The organism is Pseudochrobactrum sp. B5, from assembly GCF_001939785.1.
In the GTDB taxonomy this organism is placed as follows: domain Bacteria; phylum Pseudomonadota; class Alphaproteobacteria; order Rhizobiales; family Rhizobiaceae; genus Pseudochrobactrum; species Pseudochrobactrum saccharolyticum.
Genome location: NZ_MOYL01000005.1, coordinates 269,535 through 295,838 on the forward strand (window position 1 = coordinate 269,535; position 26,304 = coordinate 295,838).

The 26,304-nt window shown below is 52.2% G+C and carries 27 protein-coding genes; 8 read left to right on the plus strand and 19 right to left on the minus strand.

All coding sequences use genetic code 11. The features are described from left to right. Positions 1-17 precede the first annotated feature (17 nt). From BKD14_RS15475 to BKD14_RS15515, 9 genes are all read right to left on the minus strand, one after another. A complete protein-coding gene (locus BKD14_RS15475) occupies positions 18-797 on the minus strand; it encodes an SDR family oxidoreductase (protein WP_075657109.1) in 780 nt (259 codons plus the stop codon). Positions 798-824: 27 nt separating this feature from the next. Then, complete coding sequence (dgoD, locus tag BKD14_RS15480; RefSeq protein ID WP_075657110.1) at positions 825-1,973, minus strand: galactonate dehydratase; 1,149 nt, start codon at positions 1,971-1,973, stop codon at positions 825-827. A 12-nt stretch (positions 1,974-1,985) separates the two neighbouring features. Continuing rightward, entirely contained in the window at positions 1,986-2,891 is a 906-nt protein-coding gene (locus BKD14_RS15485; protein WP_075657111.1) for an aldose 1-epimerase, read from the minus strand. A 12-nt stretch (positions 2,892-2,903) separates the two neighbouring features. Further along, on the minus strand, positions 2,904-3,782 hold the full coding sequence (locus tag BKD14_RS15490; RefSeq protein ID WP_075657112.1) for an SMP-30/gluconolactonase/LRE family protein: 879 nt from the start codon (positions 3,780-3,782) through the stop codon (positions 2,904-2,906). Then, positions 3,775-4,416, minus strand: coding sequence for a 2-dehydro-3-deoxy-6-phosphogalactonate aldolase (locus BKD14_RS15495; protein ID WP_075657113.1), 642 nt, complete (start codon positions 4,414-4,416; stop codon positions 3,775-3,777). Before BKD14_RS15495 ends, BKD14_RS15490 begins: the two co-directional genes overlap by 8 nt. Positions 4,417-4,432: 16 nt before the next feature. Next, positions 4,433-5,353: a 2-dehydro-3-deoxygalactonokinase gene (locus BKD14_RS15500; RefSeq protein WP_075657114.1), complete on the minus strand. Its 921-nt coding sequence runs from the start codon at positions 5,351-5,353 to the stop codon at positions 4,433-4,435. 6 nt (positions 5,354-5,359) lie between these two features. Continuing rightward, positions 5,360-6,310, minus strand: a complete 951-nt coding sequence (gene araH, locus BKD14_RS15505; RefSeq protein ID WP_075657115.1) for an L-arabinose ABC transporter permease AraH — start codon at positions 6,308-6,310, stop codon at positions 5,360-5,362. A gap of 3 nt (positions 6,311-6,313) precedes the next feature. Beyond that, positions 6,314-7,849, minus strand: a complete 1,536-nt coding sequence (gene araG / locus BKD14_RS15510; protein ID WP_075657116.1) for an L-arabinose ABC transporter ATP-binding protein AraG — start codon at positions 7,847-7,849, stop codon at positions 6,314-6,316. 94 nt (positions 7,850-7,943) lie between these two features. Beyond that, positions 7,944-8,945: an arabinose ABC transporter substrate-binding protein gene (locus tag BKD14_RS15515; protein WP_075657117.1), complete on the minus strand. Its 1,002-nt coding sequence runs from the start codon at positions 8,943-8,945 to the stop codon at positions 7,944-7,946. A gap of 274 nt (positions 8,946-9,219) precedes the next feature. Here BKD14_RS15515 and BKD14_RS15520 point away from each other — a divergent pair, with 274 nt between their 5' ends. Continuing rightward, positions 9,220-9,945: a FadR/GntR family transcriptional regulator gene (locus tag BKD14_RS15520; protein ID WP_075657118.1), complete on the plus strand. Its 726-nt coding sequence runs from the start codon at positions 9,220-9,222 to the stop codon at positions 9,943-9,945. A 44-nt stretch (positions 9,946-9,989) separates the two neighbouring features. Here the strand turns inward: BKD14_RS15520 and BKD14_RS15525 are convergent, their stop codons facing one another. After that, positions 9,990-10,748: a gamma-glutamyl-gamma-aminobutyrate hydrolase family protein gene (locus BKD14_RS15525; protein ID WP_075657119.1), complete on the minus strand. Its 759-nt coding sequence runs from the start codon at positions 10,746-10,748 to the stop codon at positions 9,990-9,992. Between the two features lie 372 nt (positions 10,749-11,120). On the opposite strand from BKD14_RS15525, the gene BKD14_RS15530 reads away from it, so the two are divergent. Continuing rightward, a complete protein-coding gene (locus BKD14_RS15530) occupies positions 11,121-11,375 on the plus strand; it encodes a YjhX family toxin (protein ID WP_028233546.1) in 255 nt (84 codons plus the stop codon). Between the two features lie 40 nt (positions 11,376-11,415). Here BKD14_RS15530 and BKD14_RS15535 read toward each other — a convergent pair whose 3' ends face one another. The 6 genes from BKD14_RS15535 to lysA form a co-directional block, all read right to left on the minus strand. Beyond that, entirely contained in the window at positions 11,416-12,102 is a 687-nt protein-coding gene (locus BKD14_RS15535; protein WP_022710601.1) for an amino acid ABC transporter permease, read from the minus strand. A 4-nt stretch (positions 12,103-12,106) separates the two neighbouring features. Continuing rightward, on the minus strand, positions 12,107-12,805 hold the full coding sequence (locus BKD14_RS15540; protein WP_022710602.1) for an amino acid ABC transporter permease: 699 nt from the start codon (positions 12,803-12,805) through the stop codon (positions 12,107-12,109). 107 nt (positions 12,806-12,912) lie between these two features. Then, positions 12,913-13,722 carry an ABC transporter substrate-binding protein gene (locus BKD14_RS15545; protein ID WP_083647204.1) on the minus strand — a complete coding sequence of 270 codons (810 nt, stop codon included), beginning with the start codon at positions 13,720-13,722 and terminating at the stop codon, positions 12,913-12,915. 95 nt (positions 13,723-13,817) lie between these two features. Beyond that, the gene (locus tag BKD14_RS15550) at positions 13,818-14,564 is read right to left on the minus strand and encodes an amino acid ABC transporter ATP-binding protein (protein ID WP_075657120.1); all 747 of its coding nucleotides are present in this window, start codon (positions 14,562-14,564) and stop codon (positions 13,818-13,820) included. Positions 14,565-14,626: 62 nt separating this feature from the next. After that, entirely contained in the window at positions 14,627-15,514 is an 888-nt protein-coding gene (gene dapF / locus BKD14_RS15555; protein ID WP_075657121.1) for a diaminopimelate epimerase, read from the minus strand. Positions 15,515-15,628: 114 nt separating this feature from the next. Beyond that, positions 15,629-16,906, minus strand: coding sequence for a diaminopimelate decarboxylase (gene lysA / locus BKD14_RS15560; RefSeq protein ID WP_075657122.1), 1,278 nt, complete (start codon positions 16,904-16,906; stop codon positions 15,629-15,631). A gap of 169 nt (positions 16,907-17,075) precedes the next feature. Here lysA and BKD14_RS15565 point away from each other — a divergent pair, with 169 nt between their 5' ends. Together BKD14_RS15565 and BKD14_RS15570 are read left to right on the plus strand one after the other, a co-directional pair. Next, positions 17,076-17,999 carry a LysR substrate-binding domain-containing protein gene (locus BKD14_RS15565; protein ID WP_075657123.1) on the plus strand — a complete coding sequence of 308 codons (924 nt, stop codon included), beginning with the start codon at positions 17,076-17,078 and terminating at the stop codon, positions 17,997-17,999. A 146-nt stretch (positions 18,000-18,145) separates the two neighbouring features. Then, a complete protein-coding gene (locus BKD14_RS15570; RefSeq protein ID WP_075657124.1) occupies positions 18,146-19,306 on the plus strand; it encodes an aminotransferase in 1,161 nt (386 codons plus the stop codon). A gap of 6 nt (positions 19,307-19,312) precedes the next feature. Here BKD14_RS15570 and BKD14_RS15575 read toward each other — a convergent pair whose 3' ends face one another. Beyond that, positions 19,313-19,918 carry a CDP-alcohol phosphatidyltransferase family protein gene (locus tag BKD14_RS15575; protein ID WP_075657175.1) on the minus strand — a complete coding sequence of 202 codons (606 nt, stop codon included), beginning with the start codon at positions 19,916-19,918 and terminating at the stop codon, positions 19,313-19,315. Positions 19,919-20,028: 110 nt separating this feature from the next. Here BKD14_RS15575 and BKD14_RS15580 point away from each other — a divergent pair, with 110 nt between their 5' ends. The 4 genes from BKD14_RS15580 (at position 20,029) to BKD14_RS15595 (ending at position 24,784) form a co-directional block, all read left to right on the plus strand. Next, positions 20,029-21,804, plus strand: coding sequence for a bifunctional alpha/beta hydrolase/class I SAM-dependent methyltransferase (locus BKD14_RS15580; protein ID WP_075657125.1), 1,776 nt, complete (start codon positions 20,029-20,031; stop codon positions 21,802-21,804). Then, complete coding sequence (locus BKD14_RS15585; protein WP_075657126.1) at positions 21,804-23,096, plus strand: phosphatase PAP2/dual specificity phosphatase family protein; 1,293 nt, start codon at positions 21,804-21,806, stop codon at positions 23,094-23,096. Before BKD14_RS15580 ends, BKD14_RS15585 begins: the two co-directional genes overlap by 1 nt. Positions 23,097-23,196: 100 nt before the next feature. Next, a complete protein-coding gene (locus BKD14_RS15590; RefSeq protein WP_022710611.1) occupies positions 23,197-23,859 on the plus strand; it encodes a lysophospholipid acyltransferase family protein in 663 nt (220 codons plus the stop codon). Then, complete coding sequence (locus BKD14_RS15595; protein WP_075657127.1) at positions 23,852-24,784, plus strand: phosphatidate cytidylyltransferase; 933 nt, start codon at positions 23,852-23,854, stop codon at positions 24,782-24,784. The genes BKD14_RS15590 and BKD14_RS15595 overlap by 8 nt, the downstream gene beginning before the upstream one ends. A gap of 103 nt (positions 24,785-24,887) precedes the next feature. Here the strand turns inward: BKD14_RS15595 and BKD14_RS15600 are convergent, their stop codons facing one another. After that, positions 24,888-25,712 carry a helix-turn-helix transcriptional regulator gene (locus tag BKD14_RS15600; protein WP_075657128.1) on the minus strand — a complete coding sequence of 275 codons (825 nt, stop codon included), beginning with the start codon at positions 25,710-25,712 and terminating at the stop codon, positions 24,888-24,890. Between the two features lie 10 nt (positions 25,713-25,722). Then, a complete protein-coding gene (locus BKD14_RS15605) occupies positions 25,723-26,118 on the minus strand; it encodes a hypothetical protein (protein WP_075657129.1) in 396 nt (131 codons plus the stop codon). Positions 26,119-26,304: the final 186 nt, after the last annotated feature.

Consider the following 26,304-nt stretch of genomic DNA (forward strand, 5'->3'; position numbering starts at 1 on the left):
CCTCATTTACGCGATGCTTAAACCGCGTGTTGCAAAACACTTAAACCGCCGTCGATTGTCAGGCAGGTTGCGGTCATAAACGGACACTCATCTGAAATCATAAACACGGCCGCCATCGCGATTTCCTGCGTGCTGGCAATGCGCCCGCCCGGATGCAACCGCATGGTTTCAGCTTTTGCTGCCTCTGGGTCAGGAAAACTGTTCCAGTAATCCACATTCTTCTGCGTCAGCACATAGCCCGGTGCAATGGCATTCACTCGTATCTGCTGCGGCGCATATTCCAGCCCCAGAGATTTGGTCATACCCAGCAAGGCATGTTTCGCCAGCGGATAAGGAAATGTGTGCGGGATAATCGTGAAGGAATGGGTGGAAGCAATATTGAGAATAGCGCCGCCGCCCTGCTCAATCAAACGCGGCAGCACAGCCTTACAACAATTCCACGCGCCTTTCAGATTAACGTCGAAGCAACGGTTCCATGCTTCATCATCCATTTCCAGCGGTTTGCTGAAGACATTGATCCCCGCATTATTGACCAGCGCATTAATCTGCCCGATTTCCGCATCGGCCCGAATGAAAGCATTCTCAATCGCTTTGGCATCGGAAATATCCGCCTGAGCAAAGCCCACCGTAACGCCGCTTTCCCGTAAGGCCAGCACTTCTTTTTCCAGCAATGCCCCATCCGTATCAATCAGGAACAGCGCCGCACCTTCGCGGCCAAAACATTGCGCAATCGCAAGGCCGATCCCCTGTGCTGCGCCGGTGACAACAATGCGTTTTCCGATCAGACGATCAGCCATGATATTTATCCTTTTCGAACGCCCGCATTACCATTCAGCGAAACTGCCATCTTCGTGACGCCACACCGGATTGCGCCAGCGATGGCCGGTTTTAGCCCGTTCAATCACATAGGCTTCATCAACATCGACACCCAGACCCGGCCTTTGCGGAATAGCCACAAAGCCGTCTTTGTAATCGAAGACCTCACGATTGGTGATGTAATCCAGAATATCATTATCCTGATTATAATGGATATTCAGGCTCTGCTCCTGAATGAAGGCATTATAACTCACCGCATCAATCTGCAGGCAGGCAGCCAGAGCAATCGGCCCTAACGGGCAATGCGGCGCCAGTGCAATATCATAGGCTTCAGCCATTGAAGCGATCTTACGGCATTCGGTGATCCCGCCCGCATGGGACAGATCCGGCTGGATAATATCCACATAACCGCCGGAGAGAATATTCTTGAAATCCCAGCGGGAATAAAGACGCTCCCCCAGAGCAATCGGCGTGGACGTATGATTAGCGATCTCTTTCAGCGCTTCATAATTCTCGGATAAAACCGGCTCTTCAATAAACATCAGCCGGAACGGATCGAGCGCTTTGGCCAGCACTTTCGCCATCGGGCGATGCACGCGGCCATGAAAATCCGCCCCAATCCCGACATGCGGGCCAACCGCATCACGCACTGTACCAATCGTCTCGACAATCGCATCGATCTTGGCATAGCTGTCAACGATCTGTAGCTCTTCCGCTCCATTGAGCTTCAATGCTGTAAAACCGCGTTCCACCATTTCCTTGGCATTGCGTGCCACATCAGACGGACGGTCGCCGCCGATCCAAGAATAGACTTTAATCCGGTCGCGGCATTGTCCGCCCAGCAACTGATGCACCGGCACATTCAGTGCCTTGCCTTTAATATCCCATAGCGCCTGATCAATACCGGCAATGGCACTCATATGCACAGCACCACCACGATAAAACCCGCCGCGATACATGACATTCCAATGGTCTTCGATCAGAAACGGATCTTTGCCGATCAGATAATCAGACAGCTCATGCACCGCCGCTTCAACTGTCAGCGCACGCCCTTCAACAATCGGCTCTCCCCAACCGGAAATACCCTCATCGGTTTCCACTTTCACAAACAGCCAGCGCGGCGGCACAATATAGGTCGTGAGCTTGGTGATTTTCATTCTGTTACCCTTTTATAGACCTGATTTTTGAATGTGCTCAGGCTGCAAACGAATGGTTCCTGACAGGCTTTCAGCAGGCTGCAATATTTTCAGATCACCATAACCGTCACGGCAATGATCGCCCGCCATATGAGACATCGGCTCCAGACAAAAATAATCCGAGCGGGATTGCGGCTCCGGCACACCATGCGGCGCATAGAGAAAAAACCGGTCAAATAACGGGTCGGCACTCATGGTCAGAGCTGTATTCTGTTCCGGCCAGACAAGTGTCGCAGTGCCGTCCCAGCCCTCAAACCCGTTATTCACCCAATGATCGGGGATTTTTTTCATGCTGCTGAAATTCAGATCATCGGGAATATTGACGCGGTTTTCCGGTAAATAACCCGCACCTTGCGTCCACATTTTCTGCGCGTTGAGCTGTAGCTGCGTTTGCTCAGTCAGATGAAAATAAGGATGCCAGCCAAGGCCGAACGGCATGGCTCTGTCCCCTTTATTCGTCACACGCATGGAGAGAGTGAAACCGGTTTCATCCAATGCAAAATTCTGTTCCGCTTCGTAGATAAAAGCAGCATCGGCTTTGTCATAGGTAAAGCGCAGCACAAGCCGGCTCTCTGACTGCTCTGCAATCTGCCAGAGACCTTGCCAGCTTTCGCCATGAATATAGAGCGGATCATCATCTGTATTCGCCTGAAAATGATAGTCCCGCCCCTCAAAACTGAAGTGATTTTGCGGAATACGGTTGCCGAACGGAATAAGCGGAAAACCACCTGTTTCAACCGGTATTGCATCGGCATGTTTTGCTTCACGCAGCAAAGGAATAATCCGCCCCTGATCGTGCCACCACAAGCCATGTACCGTGCCGCCCTGACTAGCAATATGCGTTTCAAACTGTTGGTTTTTCAACGTGATGATGCTCATGGCAACCTCCGGTCAGATGATTTTGACATCGGGTTCAAACCTGCCCTGAAACGGCAGATCCATGATGAATATCGCCCCCACTGGCTCTTGCTGTCGCGCTGCGTCATCCAGCCCGACCCATGCGGATGTCACCAGCATCTGGCTGGCAGTTTTGCCGATAAAAGCAGGACAGCTCGGCTGAGAAACCGGCAGAGCAATTGAACGCAGAAAACTGCCATCCGGTGCATATCCGGCAATCTGCGATCCACCCCACAATGCAACCCAAAAATTACCATCCGCATCCACAACCGCACCATCGGGATTGCCTGCGGGAAAATCATTGAGGAACAGTTTCGGCTCCCCAACCGGCAAACCATTCTCAGGGTCAAGCGGCACACGCATCACTTGACGTAAAGCTGTATCGGCAAAATATCCGGCCGTGGCATCCGGTGAAAAACAGATCGCATTGCTGATCGTGATATCATCGTAAAGCTTGCGCAATTCACCTTTGAAATACCAGTAGATTGCGCCTGCACCCTGTTCAGCCTGCCAGCCCATTGTGCCAAGCCAGAATGCCCCTGATGGGTGCACACGCGCATCATTGGAGCGGGTCAGTCGGTTATCCGCTTCGATTTCACAATGCAGAGACAGGTCGCCCGTTGCCACATCGCGCAGATACAGGCCGCGCTCTGTGAAAAGGAGCTGGCGATACTCATCCACCCGCGCAAGGGCACTGGCGGCAAAAGGCAGATCATGTTGCCTGCTCACACCGTTTTGAAACTGATATTCGCAGAGTTTGGATTGCAGAATATCAAACCACCATGCCGTATCTGTATGCGGGTCATAGACCGGCCCCTCACCCAGCTTACACAAAGGTGCATTCAACGCAGCGGACACAAATATCTCAGCCATGCGCACCACCAAACACCTCATCATAGGCTGTGATTGTCAGACGGGCTTTTGCCTGCACGGTTTCCGCACTATCCCCCGATCTGTAAAGGCTGGAGCCTATGCCGAATGTCCGCACACCCACGCGGGCATAATCTCCGAAATTCTGGTCGGAAACACCACCAACAGCCCCGACAACAGCATCCTTCGGCAGAATGGTTTTAATCGCCGCGATGCCTGAAGGGCCAAGGGAACCGGCAGGAAAGAACTTCAATGCGGAAGCGCCATTGCGGATCGCCAGCAGAGCTTCACTCGCCGTATAACAACCGGGCATGGTAATCAGCCCGCAGGAAGTTGCATGGCGGATAACATCGGCATCCGTATTCGGGCTCACCATAATCCGCCCGCCAATATCTGCCAGCCGCTGTGCATCTTCTGTTGTCAGCACGGTTCCGGCACCGATCAGCACTTTGTCACCGAATAACCTCACCGCGCGCTCAATCGAAACCCACGGCTCCGGTGAGTTCAGCGGAATCTCAATAATCTCGAACCCTTCTGTAATCAGAGCTTCAAGCACCGGCTCAACCTCATCATTGCGGATACCGCGAATGATCGCCACCAATGAGCGTTTCAAATTCGGCCAGATGACAGATGACATTGTGCTTCCCTCTCCATCACGCATGATATGTTACCGGCCACACTCTGGCTGCCGCCACAAATAACCCCTGCCGGACTGCAATCTCGCCATCCAGCAGAGTGATGCTGAAACCGTTTTTCTCCAGAGCGGCCTGATACAACCGGCCGAGTTTCCCCGAAGCCACCAGCCCGATTGTACCCGCGCCATAAAGCTGTTTTGCCCTGCCCGCCTCTGCGCCGATCAACAGACCGGAAAGATGAGCGGCTCCCTCAGACTGCTCTTCAAAACCAAGCAGTTGTGCTGCACGGATACCAAAAATATCCTCGGCCATCCGTGCCGGTTCCGCGCATGTCTTTTCAACAGCACGGAGAAAAGCAGGTGTATTTTCATCAAAAGCCACACCCGTATCCACCGCATGTCTGAGAATAGAATGTTGAGACAGTACCGCAAAGAGTTCACCGCTCATGAAAGTCGCAAACTGCGTCACAACACCGTTTTCCAGCCTCGTCCATTTACTATGCGTGCCGGGCATACAGATCAGACCATCAGGCATCGATGTGGCAATACCCGCAAGCTGGGTTTCCTCACCGCGCATCACATTGGCTGCGGATGCATCACACTGCGCAAGTCCGGGCAAAATACGGATATCGCGTGTCTGGTTTTCTAATTTGAGCGCATAATCTGCCAGACCATCAAGCTGAGCAGGCAGGCTGATATAAGGTGCCTCCGCCCAGCCTTGCCGTGCACCGGCCATACCGCAGATCATAACCGGCAGATCCGGCCCCGCTTCCAGCTTATGCAAATGCTTTTCCAGCACCGGTGCAAAACCCGTTGAGGCACAATGCATCATACCTTCATCACTGCGGCTTTCCCCCAGCACATGCCCCTGTGCATTTGTCATCCAGAGGCGAAAACTGCTCGTTCCCCAATCGACCAATGCGTAAACAGCGTCACTCATCAGTGTTCATCCTCTGAAACCGATCATGTTTGAGCGCAGATTATCCAGCAGCACAGCAATGAGAAGAATGCAGCCGCGCACAACATATTGGTAAAATGCCTGAATATTCAGCAGGTTCATGACATTCTCGGCAATCCCCATAATCAGCACGCCAACAATCACGCCCAGCATTGCAGCACGACCGCCAGCCAGAGAAACACCACCAAGAACACAAGCCGAGATGACAGATAATTCAAGTCCTGTTGCCGCATTCGGCTGACCGGATGTGATACGCGATGCCAGCAAAATACCGGCAATACCGCAGACCAGCCCCTGCAGGGCAAAAATCCAGATACGCATGGAATCCACATTCACACCGGCTAGTCGCGATGCTTCGGGATTACCGCCGATTGCCAGCGTATTCTTACCGAAGACTGTGCGGTTGAGCACAAATCCGAAAATGACAAACAGCAGTCCCATCACCCAGATCGGCGTCGGAATGCCTAAAAATTTTGACAGTGCCAGCTGATAGAAAGACGGATCATTAATACCAACCGCACGGCCATCACTGGAGATCAGCGCCAACCCGCGCACAATCTGCATTGTCGCCAGCGTGGTAATCAGCGCATTGATACGAAATTTCGCAATCACAACACCATTGAACAGCCCGACGATAAAACCGCCTGCCAAAGCGGCCAGCAATCCGAGAAAAATAGAACCGGTAGCATTGGACGCCATCACCGCAATCATGCCGGTAAAGGCGACAGTGGAACCGACGGAAAGATCGAAATCGCGCGATGCAAGACAGAACATCATCGTGCAGGCAACAATGCCGATGGTTACCACCGATTGCAGAAGCCCGAGCATATTCCGTTCAGTCAGAAAATTAGGGACTGTCAGCGCCACCACTGCAAAGGCCAGCAGAAAAATCACCACAAGCCCTTGTTCACCAAGCAGAATTTTTTTAATTGAAACCATCGTTCAGGATACCTTTTGTAATGATCCGGCTGCCGTTTCAGCGACGGTCTTATCCGGTAGTGCCGCCGTGAGAATGGCGCGGTCATTAAAATCAGCACGATCAAATCCGGCGGCAATCCGCCCTTCGCACATCACCATAATCCGGTCTGAGATGCCCATGACTTCGGGCAGTTCGCTGGAGATCACCACAATCGCCATGCCGCTTTCAGCAAGCTGATAGAGAATTTCATAAATCTCTGCCTTGGCGCCCACATCAATACCGCGCGTAGGCTCGTCAATAATCAGTACCTTGATATTCTGCTCGGCCAGCCAGCGGCCGAGAATAACCTTCTGCTGGTTGCCGCCGGAGAGATTGACGATATTCTGTTTGCGCGACGGCGTACGCACCCGTAATTTTCCGATATAGGTTTCAGCCAGTTCCGCCTCTTTTTTCGGGCGGATCAAGCCAAACGGGGAAAAATGTCTGCGGGCAGAAATAGCGATATTTTCTTCAATCGAACGCCCCTGAACAATACCATCAAATTTACGGTCTTCAGGACAAAGGACGATACCTGCACGGATGGAACTGCGCGGATCATCTGCAGCTACGGTAACACCTTCAACATCCACCCTGCCGGTACGCCGGTGATCGGCACCATAAATCAGGCGGCTCATCTCGGAACGTCCGGCACCGATCAGACCGAAAAATCCTAAGATTTCACCGGCACGCACCTCAAAATTCACAGGCTCCGGTAATTTACTGCCGCTGAGATTTTCAACCTTCAGCAATATATTCTGGCGAATATCGCGACCGCGCCAGCCCCAGATATTATTGATCTCCCGCCCCACCATTTCAGAGATAATCTGGTCGCGGGTAACATTCTCAAGACTCGGATGATGGGCGGCCAGTTTGCCGTCACGCAGCACAGTCAGACTATCGCAAAGCTGGAAAATCTCATCCAGACGATGCGAGATATAAAGAATGATCTTGCCCTCAGCCTTCAGACGGCCGATCAGGCGAAACAGGATTTCGCTCTCCCGAGATGACAGGGATGACGTCGGCTCGTCGAGCGCGATGATACGCGCATCGAGCATCACAGCTTTGGCGATTTCAACCATCTGCCGCTCACCGATCGAAAGCTGTGCAACCTTGGTGGCAGGGTCGATATCAATACCGATCATCCGCAATTTTTCGCCGACAGCACTTACCAGCGCTTTAAAACTGATAATGCCCGCTTTGGCAGGAAAGCGCCCGAGCCACAGATTTTCCGCAACACTCAGTTCCGGCACCAGTTGCAGTTCCTGATGGATAACGATCACACCGGCATGAAAAGCATCGCGCACGGATGCATATTTCTGCACCACACCATCAATAATGATCTCGCCGCTATTCGGCTGCTGATCGCCGGAAAGAACACGGATGAGCGTGGATTTACCCGCCCCGTTTTCTCCCATCAACCCGTGGACAGCCCCTTGAGCAACACTGAAAGACACATCTGTCAGCGCCTTAACACCGGGATAGAACTTTGAAATATTTTTAAAGGTCAGAAAGTCAGCCATGCCGCACCTGTCTCTCAGCAGTGGTTGCACCACTTGAACAATAATTTCTGAGAAATGGGGGCCAGAACGCTGTATGCTCCGGCCCCGTGCAGAATTACTCGATGCCGAGTTCCTTGCGGACTTCCGCGTAATTATCGCGCAAGGCTAGCTGACCGGATGTCAGAATGAGCTTTTCAGGCTCTTTTCCATCCGCCAGCCACGCATACATATTCATCGCTGTTTCGTAACCATGACGCTTTGGCGAGATGATTACAGTGCCGTAGAAACCGGTCGGGCTAGGCTTTTTAAACTCATTAATCGCAGATTCCGCACCGCCGATACCAACCGCCACAACATTCTCTGACGGAATGCCAACGCTTTCCGTTGCGCGTACCGCACCAAGCACGGACTCATCATTGAGGCCAACAGCAACCCAATATTTGATATCCGCATTCTTGTTGAGAACAACAGTGGATGCATTCAGCGCGGCCTCAGTATCGGTTTTTGCCTGTGGCGCCGCAAAAATATTGGCTTCCGGCAATCCGTTTTCTTTCATAACAGAAAGCGCGCCTTCGACGCGGTCAACGGCAGTCGGCAACTGGTCATAGGAAACACGGATTGCACCGACATTCTTCCAGTCCCAGCCACGTTTTTTGACTTCTTCGCTGATGGCGCGGCCAACTTCCTCACCGATTTTGGTGGCGGAAATCCCCATATGCGCCACATCTTCCAGCGGCTTGCCATCCGCACCGACAAGACGGTCATCGACAGTCATCAATTTCAGACCATTGGCCTCGGCCTTGGCAACAATACCCGGCCCGAGCTTCACATCCGGCGTACAGATGATCACACCGGTAGCGCCCTGTGCAGCCAGATTATCCAGTGCAGACTGCACTTTCTCACCGTCTTCCGCACCGATTTTGACAAGAGTGAAACCTTTTTCCTTTGCCGCTACATCGGCAAATTTCCACTCATCCTGAAACCATGGTTCTTCCGGCTGCTTTACAACAAAGCCGATTTTCACATCCGCCGCATAGGCTGCAGATGCTCCTGCAACAGCCGTGAAAACCACACCGGCCATCATTCCGGCTAAAGCAGCCGTTTTTAAAAAGCGCATATCTTTCCTCCCAAAGATTGCACGTCATCTCAAGCTCCCACAGCCTTGTCATGACGCTGATGTCCTCCATCAACGGTCACGCTAAAACAAATCATCATACCAGTCAATAATTCTTGTATGATGATTTAAAATTGTTCATTATACATAATTAAACAACTGAGTGCCTTGCGGTTTCCGTCTGTCAAACCCTATGACTATGATCAGAGCCTGCATTAAAGCCGGAAACTGAACAACCGGATGGCCGGATTAAAACGAAAGAAAAGCCGTGACCGAAATGTCTGAGCAGAGCCTGAATGCCCCTTCCCGTACAACGCGGCCAAGGGTACAAAAAAGCATCACTGCGACGCTCGCCGCTGACATTCTCAATGGCCGCTTCAAGCCGGGCTCAATGCTGCCCCGCGAAAATGATCTGTGTGAAGAATATGGCGTCAGCCGCACGGTCATCCGCGAAACGATAAAAACACTGGAGTCCAAAGGGCTGGTGCGCGGTAAGCCGCGTATCGGCACAGTTGTGTGCGAACAAGACGACTGGAATCTGCTGGATCAGCAAGTGCTGGACTGGCTGGGGCCGCGCATCGTCGATCTGGATTTATTGCTCTGCGTTCTGGAAGCCCGCCGCGCGATTGAACCGGTCGCTGCCGAACTGGCAACACAACGCGCATCCGCCATGGATATTGCGGCGCTGGAAATAGCATGGAACCGGATGAATGAGGCGGGCAGCGATATTGAAGCCTTCACGCAGGGCGATGTTGACTTCCACATCGCTCTGTTGCGGGCAAGCCATAATCAGGTCTTTCGCCAGCTTTGCGGCATTATTGAAGCCGCATTGCGCTATACGCTTTACACATCCAATGATGCAGTTGCGAGCCGCGATGAGGCCATTTCCGAACATCTGGAACTGATTGAAGCCATACGGCTGCGCGATAAAGAACGGGCGCGCAACAGTTCCAATAAAATGCTGGATCTTGCTGCACGCGATCTTGGTATGAAAGACAAGTAAAACGGCCAGCACAATTGAGCACAGGCCTTATAAGCGAAAACAGCTCAGCGATTATGATAGGCTTCGGCAGCAGCACAAAATGCTGCCAGCAGATGCACATCGCCTTCCATCTGCTTATATTCCGGATGCCATTGCACACCGATGGCGAAGCTCTTTTCCGTGTGCTCAATCGCTTCAATAATACCGTCTTCAGCCGTAGCTGTCACACGCATCGGCGCTTTAACTGTGCGAACAGACTGGTGATGCGAGCTATTCACATGCTGGCCGGTTGTGCCAACCAGTTTCGCCAGCAAGCTGTCTTCTTCAATTGCAATACTGTGCCCTGCACGTTCCTTGCCACCGGCATTTTCTGTATCTTTCGAAACGGAATGTTCCAATGCGTCTGAGACTTCATCCGGAATATGCTGCACCAGTGTTCCGCCAGCAATAACAGCCAGCAGCTGATGACCGCCGCAAATCCCCAGCACCGGCATATCGCGCTCCAGCGCACCGCGCAGAACAGCCGCTTCAAATTCTGTCCGTGCCGGTTTCAGACGGATCGTGTCTGTGCGCGCTTCTTCGCCGAACATCGCAGGCGGCACATCAAAAGCACCACCGGTTACAACCAGCCCATCGATCATATTCAGATAGGTTTCAGCCAGTTCTGTGAGATGCGGCAAGGCAACCGGCGCAGCACCCGCCTCTTCAAGGCAGGACAGATAATTCTGGCGGATTGCATACCATGGAGAATCCGAAAATCCGCCGCCCTCTTCGCTGTCGAGTGTCACGCCGATGATCGGCCGGAATAGTGTTTTCTGTGTCATTGTGCCGTGCTTTTATAATGAAATTTCTGTGCCTGAATGAATACGTCCTGTTGAGCGAAAACAAGCGCTATTATCATCTGGCCTCATGCATTTTTGCGATCAGCAATCGCCTTACCTGCACATCATAGTCATACTTGTTTTTATTACATTTTCGCATTATATTTCAGGCAGTCGTCTTAAGGAGATTTATGCGCAGCATCCTTCATCGTTGATCCTCTGCTTATGCAGAGCCGCCTGTCACACACAGGCTCCAACGGCTTGCGCCCGACTTTCTCTCCTTATCAGGACAATTCCCATGATGACTCAGATCATGCTGCCATGTGTTGGCGGTTTCTGTGCACTGTTCGTCCGTTTCCAACAACGGAGACAGCCATGAATATTTCACGTTTTGAACGCCGTATTCTCGATATGCTCGCCAAAGGTGGCCGTATCGAACCGGAAAAAGACGACAATGGCAAAATTATTGATGTCGATTTCATCTCCCGCGAGGGCTGGTTTCTTGACGGTACAGATTTACAAACCTTCAAAAAACTGCGCGCCAAACGGCTGATCGCCTCGTTTAACGGCAGTGCTTACCGCATTTCCAAACAGGGCATTCAAAGTCTGCAAATCGCCCGCAATGCATAGATAAAAAGCGCAGCACATCACATGCTGCGCTTTTTAATTTTTAGTCTAATGACAGGCGCTGTGAACCGCTGATCTTGTTCTCCGCCCATTTGGAAAATTTGAGGATCGGATAACAATAAACGAAATAAACCAGCGCAATCAGCCCGTAGATAAACAGCACATCACGCGGGAAACGCAGCATCGACACTTCGCCCTGACGGGTCAGTTCGGCAATCCCAATCACCGAGAGAATGGCAGTACTCTTAATGATAATAACATAGACAGAGCTCATCGGCGCAATGGTCAGTTTCAGTGCCTGAGGCAAAATCACATGCCACAATTTCTGCAACTGGCTCATACCGACCGCTGTGGCAGCTTCCCACTGACCACGCGGCACGGCATCAATAGCACTGCACACAATTTCAGCCACATAGCAGGAAGTATAGAGCGACAGTGCCACAAAGGCCGCCGTGGTGGAATCCCAGCTCAGCCATTCAATCCCTGTATTTGGCAGCACGAAATAGAAAACATAGAGCTGCACCAGAAATGGCGTACCGCGCAAAATATGCACATAACCGCCAAAGAGCTGTGTCAAAACAGGAATACGGTAACTGCGTATAATTCCGATCACAGTCCCGATGATTGATCCCGCCAGAATTGCGACCAGCGAAACGGTAAAAGTTTCTTTGAACCCCTGCCAGAGAAACGGCATCACCGAGACTGTAAGCTTCCAATAATATTCAAACATCATATCAGCCTTTCGCAGCCCAGGCAGGACCTGCCAGCTTCTTTTTCACATGATGCGAAAGGAACAGCATCACACAATAGATAGCGAGATATCCGGCAGCGATTGTCAGAAAGCTCTCATTCGGGCGCACGCGCTCACTGTTGAGTAGCAGCCCCGCACTGGTGAATTCGAACACCGTAATCAGCGACAACAGCGATGTATCTTTAATCAGCACGGCCGTCTGGCCGAGCACAGGCGGGATCACATTGGCAAAAGCCTGCGGCAATACAATATGGATCAGCCGCTGTCCGTAACTCATGCCCACAGCTTTGGCAGCTTCAACCTGTCCGCGCGGGACTGAACCGATACCAGTACGGATAATTTCGGACATATAAGGCGTACAGTTAATAACCAGCGCGGCAATGCCAAGCCACATTTCCGGCCATTTGGCAGTAAACGGCAGCAGAACCGGCAGACCGAAATAGACCAGATAAATCTGCACCAGCAGCGGGGTCGAACGGATGAATGTGACATAAGCCTGTATCAGATTGCGCAGCACTTTCCACTGCGTAAACATGATAACAGCCATGATCGTGCCGAGCACAAAAGACAGCACAAAACTCACACCGGTTGCAATCAGCGTATTGCCCAGACCTTCTGCAAAGCGGTCGAGATACTGCGCAACGATGCGGTAATTGAAATAATCAAGAATGAATGATGACATTATCCGGTCCCGGATATTTCACGAAGGCAGACAGTCTGCCGCGGCGCAAAATATTTAAAACAGTAAGGCTCCTGCCCGCCCGAATGGCAGGCAGGAGATGGCTTCTGTTACTTGTGGTCTTTTTCCCACTCGGTGGTGTTCCACCAGTAATTGACCATCTGGTCGAGACGCTTGTCAGAGGTGATCAGTTCAACATAATTGTCGAGCCAGAACTTCAGATGCGCTTCATCAGGGCGCACGGCAAAGGCCAGCGGGTTTTTGACAATAATGCCGTCAAGAATTTTCAGATTACCAAATTCATTGACGAAATTGGTGACGTTGCCAAGATCGGAAACCGTTGCATCAATACGACCGGCAGACAATGCCTGTGCCACGGCAGCAGTACCGCCGGTGAACTCTTTCAGCGTTGCCTTTGGCATGAACTTTTTAATGGCTTCACTGTATGAGCTGGCCTGTGTCGAGCCGATATTCAGACCTTCCTGATTGAGGTCTTCCCATTTGGCCAGCGGTGAATCATTCTTCACGACTGCAACGGTTTCTTCGTAGAACATCGGACGGGAGAACAGCAACTGAGCCGCACGCTGCGGGGTCGGTGTCATGTCGGCGGCAATCATATCCACTTTGCCTGCCAGCAATGCCGGAATAAGACCTTTCCAGTCATAATCCTGAAACACGACTTTAACGCCGAGATCCTCACCCATCATACGGGCAAGTTCTACGGCCAGACCGGTTTGCTTGCCATCTTTATTGATGAAGCTGACCGGTGCACCCTGCGTCTGCACGGCAACACGCAACTCACCGCGCTTCAGAATTTCTTCCATAATGTCTGCTTTGGCAGTGCTTGCAGCACCGACAGACATAGCGGCCACACCCGCCAGCATTCCGATCGTCAGAGCGATTTTTTTCAGAAATTTCATAATGTTCTCCTCACTATTATATGGATTTACCCTTATTTACGGGCATTCATTTCCGTAACTTTCAACAGACGTCTCCCAACGTCTGCACACTCCCCTTAAAGCACCTGTTCGAGAAAATGCTGTGTGCGCTGATGAACCGGCTTGGAAAACAGCACATCCGGCGTTCCGGTTTCGACAATCTGCCCTTCATCCATGAAGATCACACGATCAGCCACCTCACGGGCAAAGCCCATTTCATGGGTGACAACCACCATGGTCATGCCGGATTTTGCCAGTTCTTTCATCAGATCGAGAATGCCGCCAACCATTTCAGGATCGAGCGCCGAGGTTGCCTCGTCAAACAGCATCACTTTCGGGTTCATCGCCAAGGCGCGGGCAATCGCCACGCGCTGTTGCTGGCCGCCGGAAAGCTGACTCGGATAATGCCCTGCACGTTCCGCAATACCCACACGCGCCAGCATATCCTGCGCAATTTTCAGCGCCTCCGCCTTGGAGCGCTTCAGCACCACAGTCTGTGGCAGAACCACATTTTCCAGCGCTGTTTTATGCTGAAACAGATTAAAATGCTGAAACACCATGCCAATTTCCGAACGGGCATGATTGAGATCAGTCTTAGGATCGGAGATTGCCAGATTATTGACGGTGATCGTGCCGCTGTCGATAGCTTCCAGTGCATTGAGCGTGCGCAGCAAAGTGCTTTTACCGGAGCCGGAAGGACCGATAATGACCAGAACCTCACCCTTCTCTACGGAGAAAGAGACATCGCCCAGTGCACGGTGAGCTTTGCCGCTGCTGGTCGCAGGATAGGTCTTGCTGACATGCTCAACTGATATAAAAGTCATTATTTCCCCTCTATAACGCTGTCTCTTACGGACAGTTTTGCGTTATCCTTATTGAATTCTGTTTATTTTTCGTCAGGCAAAAATCCGTAAAATGCGACAGCAACATCCCCTGTCAGGATAATTCTATCATCAGCACATAACTCGACCTGTAAAGCCCCGCCCGGCATTAAAACACGGAATTTTTTCTGATTTGTGCGCCCGCTGCGTACCGCCGCAACCGCTGCTGCGCATGCGCCGCTGCCACAGGCTTCAGTGAGAATACCGGGACGTTCATAAACCACCAGTTTCAGCAGCGCCTCGTCACCTTCAGACGGCAGCAGTTCAGCCACACCAATATTCGCCTGCTCCGGCAGATAGGTACTGTTTTGCACCACAGAGGCCTCAAGCGGCACATCCACGGCATCAAAATCCGGCACGAAATAAACCAGATGCGGATTGCCCATACTGACGGCAAAAGGTTCGGACAACGGGCCGTGGTTCAGACGCCCGTTATGGTTCGCAAGCGGCCCTGCCAGCGGAATGGCCTGCCAGTCTGTGACAGCAGGCGCCAGATACAGGCTGATACGCGGCTGCCCGTTTTCAGCCTCTGCCATACGGGCTTCGATCAAGCCACCAAGCGTTTCTAAAATGACGGAATTTTTGCCTGCTTCCTGCATCCAGAGAAAAGCGGCACAACGGCTGGCATTAAAACAGGCCGGAGCCTCCATACCATCCACATTATAAATGCGCATCCGCACATCAGCGCGGGCATTTTGCGGGGCTTCCAGCACCAGCAACTGATCGCCGCCGACACCGCGATGACGATCGCAAATCTGCGCAATCAGAGCTGCCTGCGGCCGGAAAGACTTTTCCCGACCGTCAACAAGCACAAAGTCATTCCCCAGCCCGTGGGTCTTGACGAAGAAAATTCCTGCTGCGCCTGTTTGCGCCGCTTCGGAATATGGCCTCATATTTCCCCCTCTCTTCGGGCTGCTTCGACAGCAGTCTCAGGAAACGGCCTCCCAACCGTTCCCTTTATGCTGGCCGGATCTTAGAGATCCCGTACCTCTTGTCTCCTTACGCGATCAAAGATCGCGTTCCAGCATAAGTGCATCTTCTACCGTCCACTGACGGCGAACCAGTCGGAATGTATCACCCTCAACCAGCACTTCCTGAATAAGCGGACGCGCATTATAGGTTGAAGACATTGTTGCACCATAGGCACCGGCAACACCAAGCATCACCAGATCACCACGCTCCAGCGCAGGCAAACGGTCGAATTCGCCGAATGTATCCGAGCTTTCGCAAACAGGGCCAACCAGATTAACCGGCAGAGTTTCCGCATCGGCTGCCGGTTCACGCACCGGCCAGACCGGATGCACGGCATCGTAAAGTGCCGGACGCATCAGATCATTCATCGCTGCATCAACGATGGAGAATTTGGCATTGCCCTGATTTTTGCCATAGAGAACTTTGGTCACCAGCGCACCGGCTTCGGCAATGATAAAACGACCCGGCTCCATCGTCAGTTCGCAATCAATATCACCAAGCGTATCTCGGATTGTCTGTGCATAGGCATCGACATCAATACCGGCAGAACCGTCATAGGAAACGCCGAGGCCACCGCCGAGATCAAGACGGGAAATATTCAGGCCTTTGGCGCGGATTGCCCGTGTCAGCTGTGCCAAGCGTTCAAAAGTCTGACGATATGGCGTGACATCGGTAATCTGCGAACCGATGTGAACGGCAATACCAACCACATTGATTTCTTCGCGGGCAGAGGCGGCCGCATAAGTATTCAGCGCATCAGCATAGGCAATGCCGAATTTGTTCTTGCTGGTGCCGGTGGTGATTTTAGGATGGGTCAGCGCATCCACATCAGGATTGATACGCAGCACAACGGTTGCCACTTTACCAAGCTGGCGGGCAACACGGGAAATCGCATCCAGCTCTTCGATGGATTCAATATTCAGCTGATGCACACCGGCATTGAGTGCCGCTGCAATTTCTTCATCGGTTTTGCCAACGCCGGAGAATACGATTTTATCCGCAGGCGAACCGGCCGCCAATGCACGGTGCATCTCACCGCCGGAAACAATATCCATACCGCAGCCTTCACCGACCAGCAAAGACAACAGCGACAGGTTGTTATTGGCTTTCACCGCATAGCAAATCTGCACATTGAGTCCGCTCAGCGCAGTGCGCAATCTGGCAACACGTTCACGTACAGCAGCAGCCGAATAGACATAAAACGGCGTGCCGTATTTTTCTGCAATTGCAGAGACAGCAACGTTTTCAACGCTTAAAGCCCCGTTTTTATAGCCGAAATGCGCAACATGCGGACGTGAGAACTCAGTGGTCATTCTACCCTCAAACACTCGAAGCGGAGGGTCTCACAAGACACACCGCTTCATCATTACTTACATCAAGCTATCAGACATCCATCTGCGGTCAAATTCATAATAATCTCTTTATTATTCATTTTCGATATGCTTAATACTGGAAAGGTCTTGCTGCCAAAGGGGAGATTTTATGCGTCTGACACACCGCCAGCTGGAAATTTTTCAGTCGCTGATGCACACCCTCAATGTAACTGAAACGGCAGACCATCTCGGCTCCTCGCAGCCAACCATCAGCCGCGAGCTGAAAGATCTGGAAGCAACACTCGGCTTTACGCTATTTCACCGTGATAACCGACGGCTAAAACCCACACAACAAGCTGCCGCGCTCAACGTGATTGTGCAGCGCTCCTTTGTAAGCATTGAAGAAATTGCCCGTACAGCACGCGCTATTCGCGGCGATAATTTACAACGCGTATCCGTTGCCTGCCTGCCCGCCTATGCCCATGCGATTATTCCGCAGGCCACCAAACTGTTTCTCAACGAACATCCGCAAGCCTCTGTGAAAATTCACTCGCTGGAAGAAAGCGCCCTCACCCGCGACCTGCTGAGCAAATTCTTTGATGTCGGCATGGTAGAAGGCAATATTACCCTCAGCGCTTCCGCAACACGCGAGCTTTATACCGGTGATCTTCTGTGCATCATGCCTGCCGGTCATCCGCTGGCGGATTATGATATACTCGATATTGAGCAATTCTCCGGTCATAACTTTATTTATTATTCCGATGAGGATTACTATCGCCGTCAGGTCGATCAGTGGTTCAGCAATGCCGGTATCAGCCGTAAACTTATGATTGAGGCAACCACCGCGTCCTCCATCGGTTCTCTGGTAACAGCAGATATTGGCATATCCGTCATCAACCCGCTAAGCGCATTAGCCTTCGAGGGACAAAATCTGCTGATCCGCCCGATCCGCCATTCTATCCCTTATTATGTGAATGTCTGGCAGCCGGAAGATATCCGCCGCGGTGCCCTTGGCGCAGAATTTGTGCAATCAATCGTCAGTGCCGTTGAAGAACGCGTTGCAACACTGCGACAGCGTAATCTATGCACATGAACATTGCAGTATCAGGATAATATTCTCAAGAAACGACATCACAGAGCAAGCAATACCAAACAGCGTCGTTTTTCCTGCACTTGCCTGCTTTCTTGTTTAAAAACAGAACTCTATAGTACGGCAAATTCGAACCAAAGAGGATTATCATGGTCAATCCGGTTTTCGCAGCATCCGGCATATCTGTTTTTGAAATCATGTCGAGACTGGCCGCAGAAACCGGCGCCATCAATCTCGGACAGGGTTTTCCGGAAGGGCTGGAGCCGCAGGAACTGATTGCCGCTGCAACAGATGCTCTGCATAACGGTTCCCATCAATATCCGCCGATGCTCGGCCTTCCTGCCCTGCGCAAAGCTGTGGCCGACAATGCCCGCCGGTTCTTCAATATTGAGGCCGATTGGGAAACGGAAATTCTCATCACTTCCGGTGCCACAGAAGCTCTGGCCGACAGTTTCTTTGCGCTGATGAATTCCGGGGATGAAGTGATTGTACTGGAACCGGCCTATGATTCCTATAGTCCGGTGATCCGCCGCGCCGGTGGTGTGGTTGTGCCGGTGCGTCTTGCGCCGCCCCATTGGGAATTACCTTTGCAAGCCCTGAGCGATGCGATTACCCCGCGCACGCGCATGATCGTTGTCAATAATCCGATGAACCCGATCGGCAAGGTTTTTACCCGCGAGGAACTGAATTTCATTGCGGAACTGGCGGTGAAGCATGATCTCACGATCATCGCTGATGAGGTCTATGAGCATCTGACTTTCGATGACAACAAACATATCTCGCTGTTTTCACTGCCGGAAATCCGCGACCGCGTGGTACGGATCGGCTCTGCAGGTAAAAGCTTTTCTCTCACCGGCTGGAAGGTTGGCTATATCACCGCCGATGCACAATTGCTGAAAGTGATCTCCCGCGTCCATCAATATATGACCTTCACTACGCCACCGGCATTGCAAGCCGCGGTAGCAGTCGGTCTCAATCTGCCGGACAGCTATTTCACCGGTCTGCGGGAAGAACTGGCCAAGCGCCGTGATTATCTCGATGCCGGTCTGCGTGAAGCCGGTTTTAGCATGGCTCCCGCTCCGGCCACTTATTTCGCGGTTGCCGATATCAGTGATCTCGATAAGGATGGTGATGATCTGGCCTTCAGCCAGCGCCTCACCCGCGAGGCCGGTGTCACACCGGTACCGGTGTCTTCGTTCTATTCAGAGCGTAACATCACCAGCCATGTGCGTTTTTGCTTTGCCAAAAAACTTGATACGCTGGAGACTGCCATTAACCGACTGCGCGACTGGCGTGAGAAACAGAGCTGAGCAATCTCAGCCCTTTGCTGCCTCTACTAAGCCTCTGCGAATACGGTTGAAAATCGTCCACAATAACAGGGCGATCAGCAGCGGCTGCAACCAGACCATCCATTGCGGCAAAAAGCCGTCAATGGCCAGCCAGCCACCGAGGATACCAAACAACAAGGCGCGGTCGCTCTTGCCCATCGGCCCGTCATAGCGTCGTGATGCACCGATACTCAAGCCCAGCAATCCGGTAAATTCGGTGAGCAATGCCAGCACAATAATCAGCCCCATCCAATGCGGCTGAAACGGTGCGATCCACAGAAACGGCGCAAACAGTGCAATATCAGAGACAAGATCACCAAGCTCGTTGAGATAGGCTCCCAAAATGCTTTGCTGGTTAAATTCGCGCGCCAGCATCCCGTCTATCGCATTCATCGCCATGCGGATAAACAGCCACACGGGAATAAGCCAGAACCATATTTTGTTTTCAGCAATCACAAGCCATGAACCGACTGCCACAGAGATCAGCATCGCCGCAATAGTCACCTGATTGGCGGTCACATCCCATTGTGCCAATCGGCTGACCAGCGGACGTAATAAATCCTGAAAACGGCTCTTAAGCTGATAAACAGACACGGTATAACTCTTTGCAAAATCACTTTTCTTAAACATCGTTTAGTCTAAAAGACTTACAATAAATAGCAAAACAACATCTATTCCTACGCCTACTTAAGAAAGACAGGCCTATGACTTCGGTAAAACGCGATTGCACTGAGCGGCATTTTATCAGCCATGACCGGCAGGAAATCTTTTTCCGCTACTGGCCAGCTTTAAGCGAAAAGCCGGAAGGCGCCATCGTTCTTCTGCATCGCGGTCACGAACATAGCGGCCGTGTCGCGCATATTGTCGAAGAACTCGGGCTGGATAATTACAGCTTCTATGCATGGGACGCTCGTGGTCACGGCCTGACCCAAGGGCAGCGCGGCTATTCGCCTTCCTTTGCAACCACGGTGCACGACCTTGACTGCTTTGCCCGCCATATCACCGAGACAGACGGTTTCGCCTTGCAGGATATGGCGCTGATTGCGCAAAGTGTCGGCGCGGTTATCGGTGCTACATGGGTGCATGATTATGCGCCGCCGATCCGTGCTATGGTGCTGGCTGCTCCGGCTTTTGACGTTAAACTTTATGTGCCGCTGGCCAAAGAAGGCATCTGGCTCTGGCAAAAACTCAAAGGCACATTCTTCGTCAATTCCTATGTCAAAGCCCGCTTTCTCACCCATGATAAAGAGCGCATTGCATCTTTTGAAAATGATCCGCTGATTACCCGCCCGATTGCCTCCAATATTCTGCTGGAGCTCTATGAGAATGCAGAGCGCATTGTCCGCGATGCCCGTGCGATTAGCACGCCGACACAGGTACTGATTTCCGGTCGTGACTGGGTGGTGCGTGATGCGCCGCAGCATCGTTTTTACGAAAATCTCGCAGGCCCGATTAAAGAGCGCCATGTGCTGAAAGGTTTCTATCACGACACATTGGGCGAGCGTGACCGCGCACTGGCTTTTGCCAAAATCCGGCCTTTCATTGAGCAGCAATTCGCCAAAAAACCGCAACAAAATTCGCTGCTTGATGCTCATATTCAGGGCTTTACCCGTGATGAAGCTGACCGTCTGGCTACCCCTCTGTCCATTACCAGTCCGCGCGGTGCTTATTGGGGTATGACCCGTGCTTCTATCCGTATTGGCGCATTGTTCTCGGAAGGACTGAAAACCGGCATCCGCACCGGTTTCGATTCCGGCTCCACGCTCGATTATGTTTATCGCAATGAGGTGAAGGGCTTAGGCCCCGGCGGCCGTTATACAGACAAGACTTTCCTCAACGCCATTGGCTGGCGCGGTATCCGCCAGCGTAAAATTCATCTGGAAGAACTGATCCGGCAGGCTGTTACCCGTTTGCAGGACGACGGCAAACCGGCACATATTCTCGACATTGCAGCCGGCCATGGCCGCTATGTGCTGGATGCACTCACCACCAAGGATGATGAAATTGCTTCCGTACGTTTGCAGGATTATTCACCGATCAATGTGCTGGCCGGTCGTCAGCTGATTGCGGAGCGCAATCTTTCCGGTAAAGCCGAATTCCATGAAGGTGATGCTTTCGACACCAAGGTGCTCGCTGCCCTTGGCGCAGATGCAGAAACTGCACCGAATCTGGCTATTGTTTCCGGTCTTTATGAGCTGTTTGCCGATAATGACCAGATCGCACAATCATTGGAAGGGCTGGCACAGGCGGTACAGAGCGGCGGATATCTGATCTATACCAATCAGCCTTGGCATCCGCAGCTGGAAATGATTGCCCGTGCGCTCACCTCCCATCGTGGTGGACAGGCATGGGTGATGCGCCGCCGCACGCAGAATGAAATGGATCAGCTGGTGGAGGCCGCAGGTTTCCGCAAGATTGAACAGCGCATCGACCAATGGGGCATCTTCACCGTATCGCTGGCGCAACGTATCGAGAAATAATGCAGCTTAAATCCGAAGTGCATAAAACAGATCCGGTATTGGTAAAGCGGGGCGTGCTGTGGTTGCTCCTGCTTGCCCCGCTGTTTTATGCCACTTACGGGCTGGCGAACTGGCTGGCATCGCAGCGTATTGCAGTGCCGGAGATTGTCTTTGACTGGGAACAGCAAATCCCGTTCTGGGGCTGGACGATCCTCCCCTATTGGTCGCTCAATCTGTTCTACGCTGTCGCGGTTTTGGTCAGCACCAGCAAACAAGAGCAAAACCGGCTGATCGGCCGCTATCTCACGGCGCAATTCATTGCCTTTGTCTGTTTCATCGCTTTTCCGCTGACCATCACATGGACGAAACCTGTCACAACCGGCCTTTCCGGCTGGCTGTTCACCATGCTCGGAAATTTCGACCAGCCGTTCAATCAGGCACCTTCGCTGCATATTGCATTGGCAATTATCATCTGGGAGCATCTGCATGACAGACTACCCGCACCTTGGCGCATGATCTGGCATGGCTGGTGCCTGCTCATTGCCCTGTCTGTTCTCACCACTTGGCAGCATCATTTCATTGATGTTCCGGCCGGTGCTTTGCTCGGTCTGTTTGCTCTGTGGCTGTTTCCCCGTGAAGGCGATGCCCCCTGGCAGAATTACCGTTTCACCCGTGATCCCAAATCCCGCAAATTCATGCGTATTTATGGTGCTGCCGGTCTTGCGCTACTTGCACTCACATTCACCGGCGGGCATCCGGCAATTCTGTTGCTGCTCTGGCCTGCATTGGCCTTGCTGATGCTGAGCTTTGGCTATAGCGGAGGCGGCGCAAAAATCTTTCAAAAGCGTCCTGACGGCTCCGTCAGTCTTGCTTCCTTTTGGCTCTTTTTACCGCTGCGCATCTTTTTCAGGCTCAACCGTATCGCATGGACATGGCGCGAACCGTCAGCGGTTAAAATTACTGAAAATCTTTATCTCGGACGTTTCCCGAAACACTCAGAAACACAAAATTATGCCTGCATCATTGATATGACTGCGGAGTGTATCGCACCACGCCATATCAAATCCCGCTGGCAGGCTTTTCCGCTGATGGATCTTGCAAAGCCGGAGCCTGTCCCCATGCAGGCCGCAGTCACGGCAATGCATAATGCGCCGCGCCCGACACTGATCTGTTGTGCCTTGGGCTATCAGCGCAGTGCCAATCTCATTGCCCGCTGGCTGGTCGAAAGCGGACATGCTGCGGACAGTCAGCAGGCCGAGGAACTGATCCGCAAAACCGGCAGGCCGGTGCGTCTTTATCCGGATCATCAATAAAACAGCGTCATTCACACAAATAAGAAATGATTGCGGAAAGTGCTTTTATTCTGTTACTTGCTGAATTTAATGTGAAGCAAAATAAAAACGACTGTTCTTCATGGCCGATCCGGACTCGCATTCAGTATTACAGATTTTCTCCGGCATGGTTCTGGCCTTTTTTTCCCGCGCCATTACCGGCGTGCGTCCGATCTGGAGCGGCACAGTCCCGTCCCGCAAACAGCGCATTTATTTTGCTAACCACACCAGCCATGGCGACTTCATTCTGCTGTCCTCCTCACTGCCCTTAGGCGAACGCGCAAGAACCCGCGCCGTTGCCGGTGCCGATTACTGGAACAGCAACCGCCTGCGCCGCTTCATTGCCACGCGGCTGCTCGGCACAGTGCTGGTGGAGCGCAACTGGATTGAGCGCAGTGAAGACCCGTTACTGGTGATGCTGCGTGCAATCGACAGCGGCCAGTCGCTGATCTTTTTCCCTGAAGGCACCCGTAATATGACAGACGATCCGCTGCTGCGTTTTCGCGCCGGTCTCTATCATCTGGCCAAAGCGCGCCCTGATGTGGAACTGGTGCCCTGCTGGATTGAGAATATGTCCCGCGTTTTGCCGAAAGGCACATTTCTGCCGGTACCGCTATTATGCCGTGTGATTTTCGGTGCGCCGCTGCAATTGCAACCGGATGAAGAGCGCAAAAACTTTCTGCACCGTGCACAACATGCCTTGCTGACCCTCAGCCCCCATTCCGACGGAGAACATCGTGACTGAAGAAACCAATCTTCTGCTGATCGGACTGGTTGTGCTGTTATCAGTCGCAAGCCTTGCTGCCACATTAATCAGCTGGCGCAGTGCCAAACCACTGCCTTCCACACTCAGCAATATCAATGCACGCATCCGTGCGTGGTGGATTATGATCGCCGCAATCAGCATCGCTTTTCTGTTTGGAAAGACCGGCGTCGTCATTCTGTTCGGACTGGTCTCTTTCGCAGCGCTTCGGGAATATGTGACCCTCACTCATACCCATCGCAGCGATCACTGGCTGTTGCTTGGTGCCTTCCTGATTGTTATTCCGGTGCAATATTATCTGGTCTGGGTGGAATGGTACGGGCTCTATTCCATCTTCATTCCCGTTTATGTGTTTCTGGCTATGTCGGTACTCACAGCGCTTTGGGGCAATACCAGCCGGTTTCTGGAGCGCATTTCCGAGCAGCAATGGGGCATTATGCTCTCGGTCTATTGCATCAGCCATGTCCCTGCGCTGGCGACATTGCATATTGAGGGTTTTGAAGGCCGGCAAATGCTGCTGATCGCCTTTCTGATTGCCGTTGTTCAGGGCTGCGATGTGTTGCAATTCATCTTCGGCAAATTATTCGGCAAACACCGCATCTCGCCAAAAGTCTCCCCATCGAAAACATGGGAAGGCCTGATCGGCGGTGTGGCCAGCGCATCTTTGCTGGGTGCAGCGCTTTCATGGCTCACACCATTTTCCCCGCTACAGGCAGGCGGCCTTGCAGCCATTGCCTGTATTATGGGTTTCTTCGGCGGCCTTGTCGCTTCAGCGATTAAACGTGACCGCGGCGTTAAAGACTGGGGACATATGATTGAAGGCCATGGCGGCATGATGGATCGCGCCGATAGTCTGGTTTTCGCCGCGCCGGTGTTCTTCCACCTGATCCGTTATTTCTGGACTTGAGCGCATCCCGAAAAGTGTGAAGCGGTTTTCGGATAAGATGCGCGTAAATCATAACTAGTCAGAGCATTTTTAATATTTGTCTAAACTGAAAATGCTCTGACGGTTACTGTAAAACAGCGCCGCGAAACAGGTTCCATGACGAGCGCCGTTCGGCCAGAAAACGCCCCGGCGGTGTGCCGACTGCTTTGCGGAACATCGTGACAAAAGCACCGGCACTCTCATAGCCCAGATCAAAAGCCACCGACTGGATTGACCGCCCCTGTGTCAGCAATTGCACACCGGTTATCACATGCAATTGCCGCCGCCAGCGCCCGACACTCATGCCGGTTTCATGGCTGAATAACCGGCTCAGACTACGCTCGCTCATGCCGATACGATGCGCCCATTCTTCCAGTGTCGCGTGGCTTGCCGGATCATCCAGCAAAATATCGGTCAGCTTGCGCAAACGGCTGTCCGCCGGTATCGGCAGATGTAATTGCTCCAATGGCGCAGCCACCAATTCATCCAGCAACACAGTGATGAGCCTGCCCTCTGCACCATCTTCATCATAGCAGGGATCAAAACCCGCAGCTTTTTCCAGCAAGCTTTGCAGCAAAGGCGAGACGGAAACGCTGCAACAATTCTCCGGCAAACCGTCCACAACGTCCGGCGCAACAAACAGACCGAAACCGCGTGCCTCGCCGGAGCTTCTGGCTTTATGAAATAACCCACCCGGTATCCATACAGCGCATTGCGGCGGCACAACCCAGACACCGCTATCCGTTTCAACTGTCACCACACCACTGGCGCTGAATAAAAGTTGCGCTTTGCGATGGGAATGACGCGGAAACTCCCAGCCATCAACAACCATCGATAAGCCCATGACAACCACGGGACGGTTTATCTGATCCGGCAAAGCATAATCAGGAAAATCTGTCGTGAAAAACATAAAATCACCGTTACTCTGATGATAATCCTAAAAGTTCATAGGCCTGTTTTATAGCCTCATCGCGGCTCTCCGTGACAATCATCGGATGCCCCCAGAACTTCCCGTAAATGACTGCAAAAGCTTTCGCCGCTAAGCGCTTCACTGCACTTGGCTCAACATAATACATCGCCTTCACATAATCTCGTAATTCGGCTTTATGCTGTTTCATCCATAGAGAAACGGCGCGCCGGTCTGCCACATTCTCGTTCGGATCCTTGTCAAAATCCGCAGCCCAGCCAAGAAAGACAAAAGCTTGTTTGCGTTGCAGGCATTGCTCAAAAATCTGCAATGTTTCTTCGATCCCCTGCTGGCCTGCACCGGAATAATCCATCCGCACCAGCGGAAAATCCTGAATATCAATCTGCATATCAGCCTCATAAACTATACGCCTGTTATCGGCGTTAAAATATGAGATAATTAGTATAGTTTTATCATGCTGGCGTCATTCTGTCATGGTGCCATAAAATATTTCATTCCGGCCAACACAGCGGTGACAATAAAAAACGCCGGTCTGACGATCAGACCGGCGTTTTTAAATTTCCGGCTGGCGTCC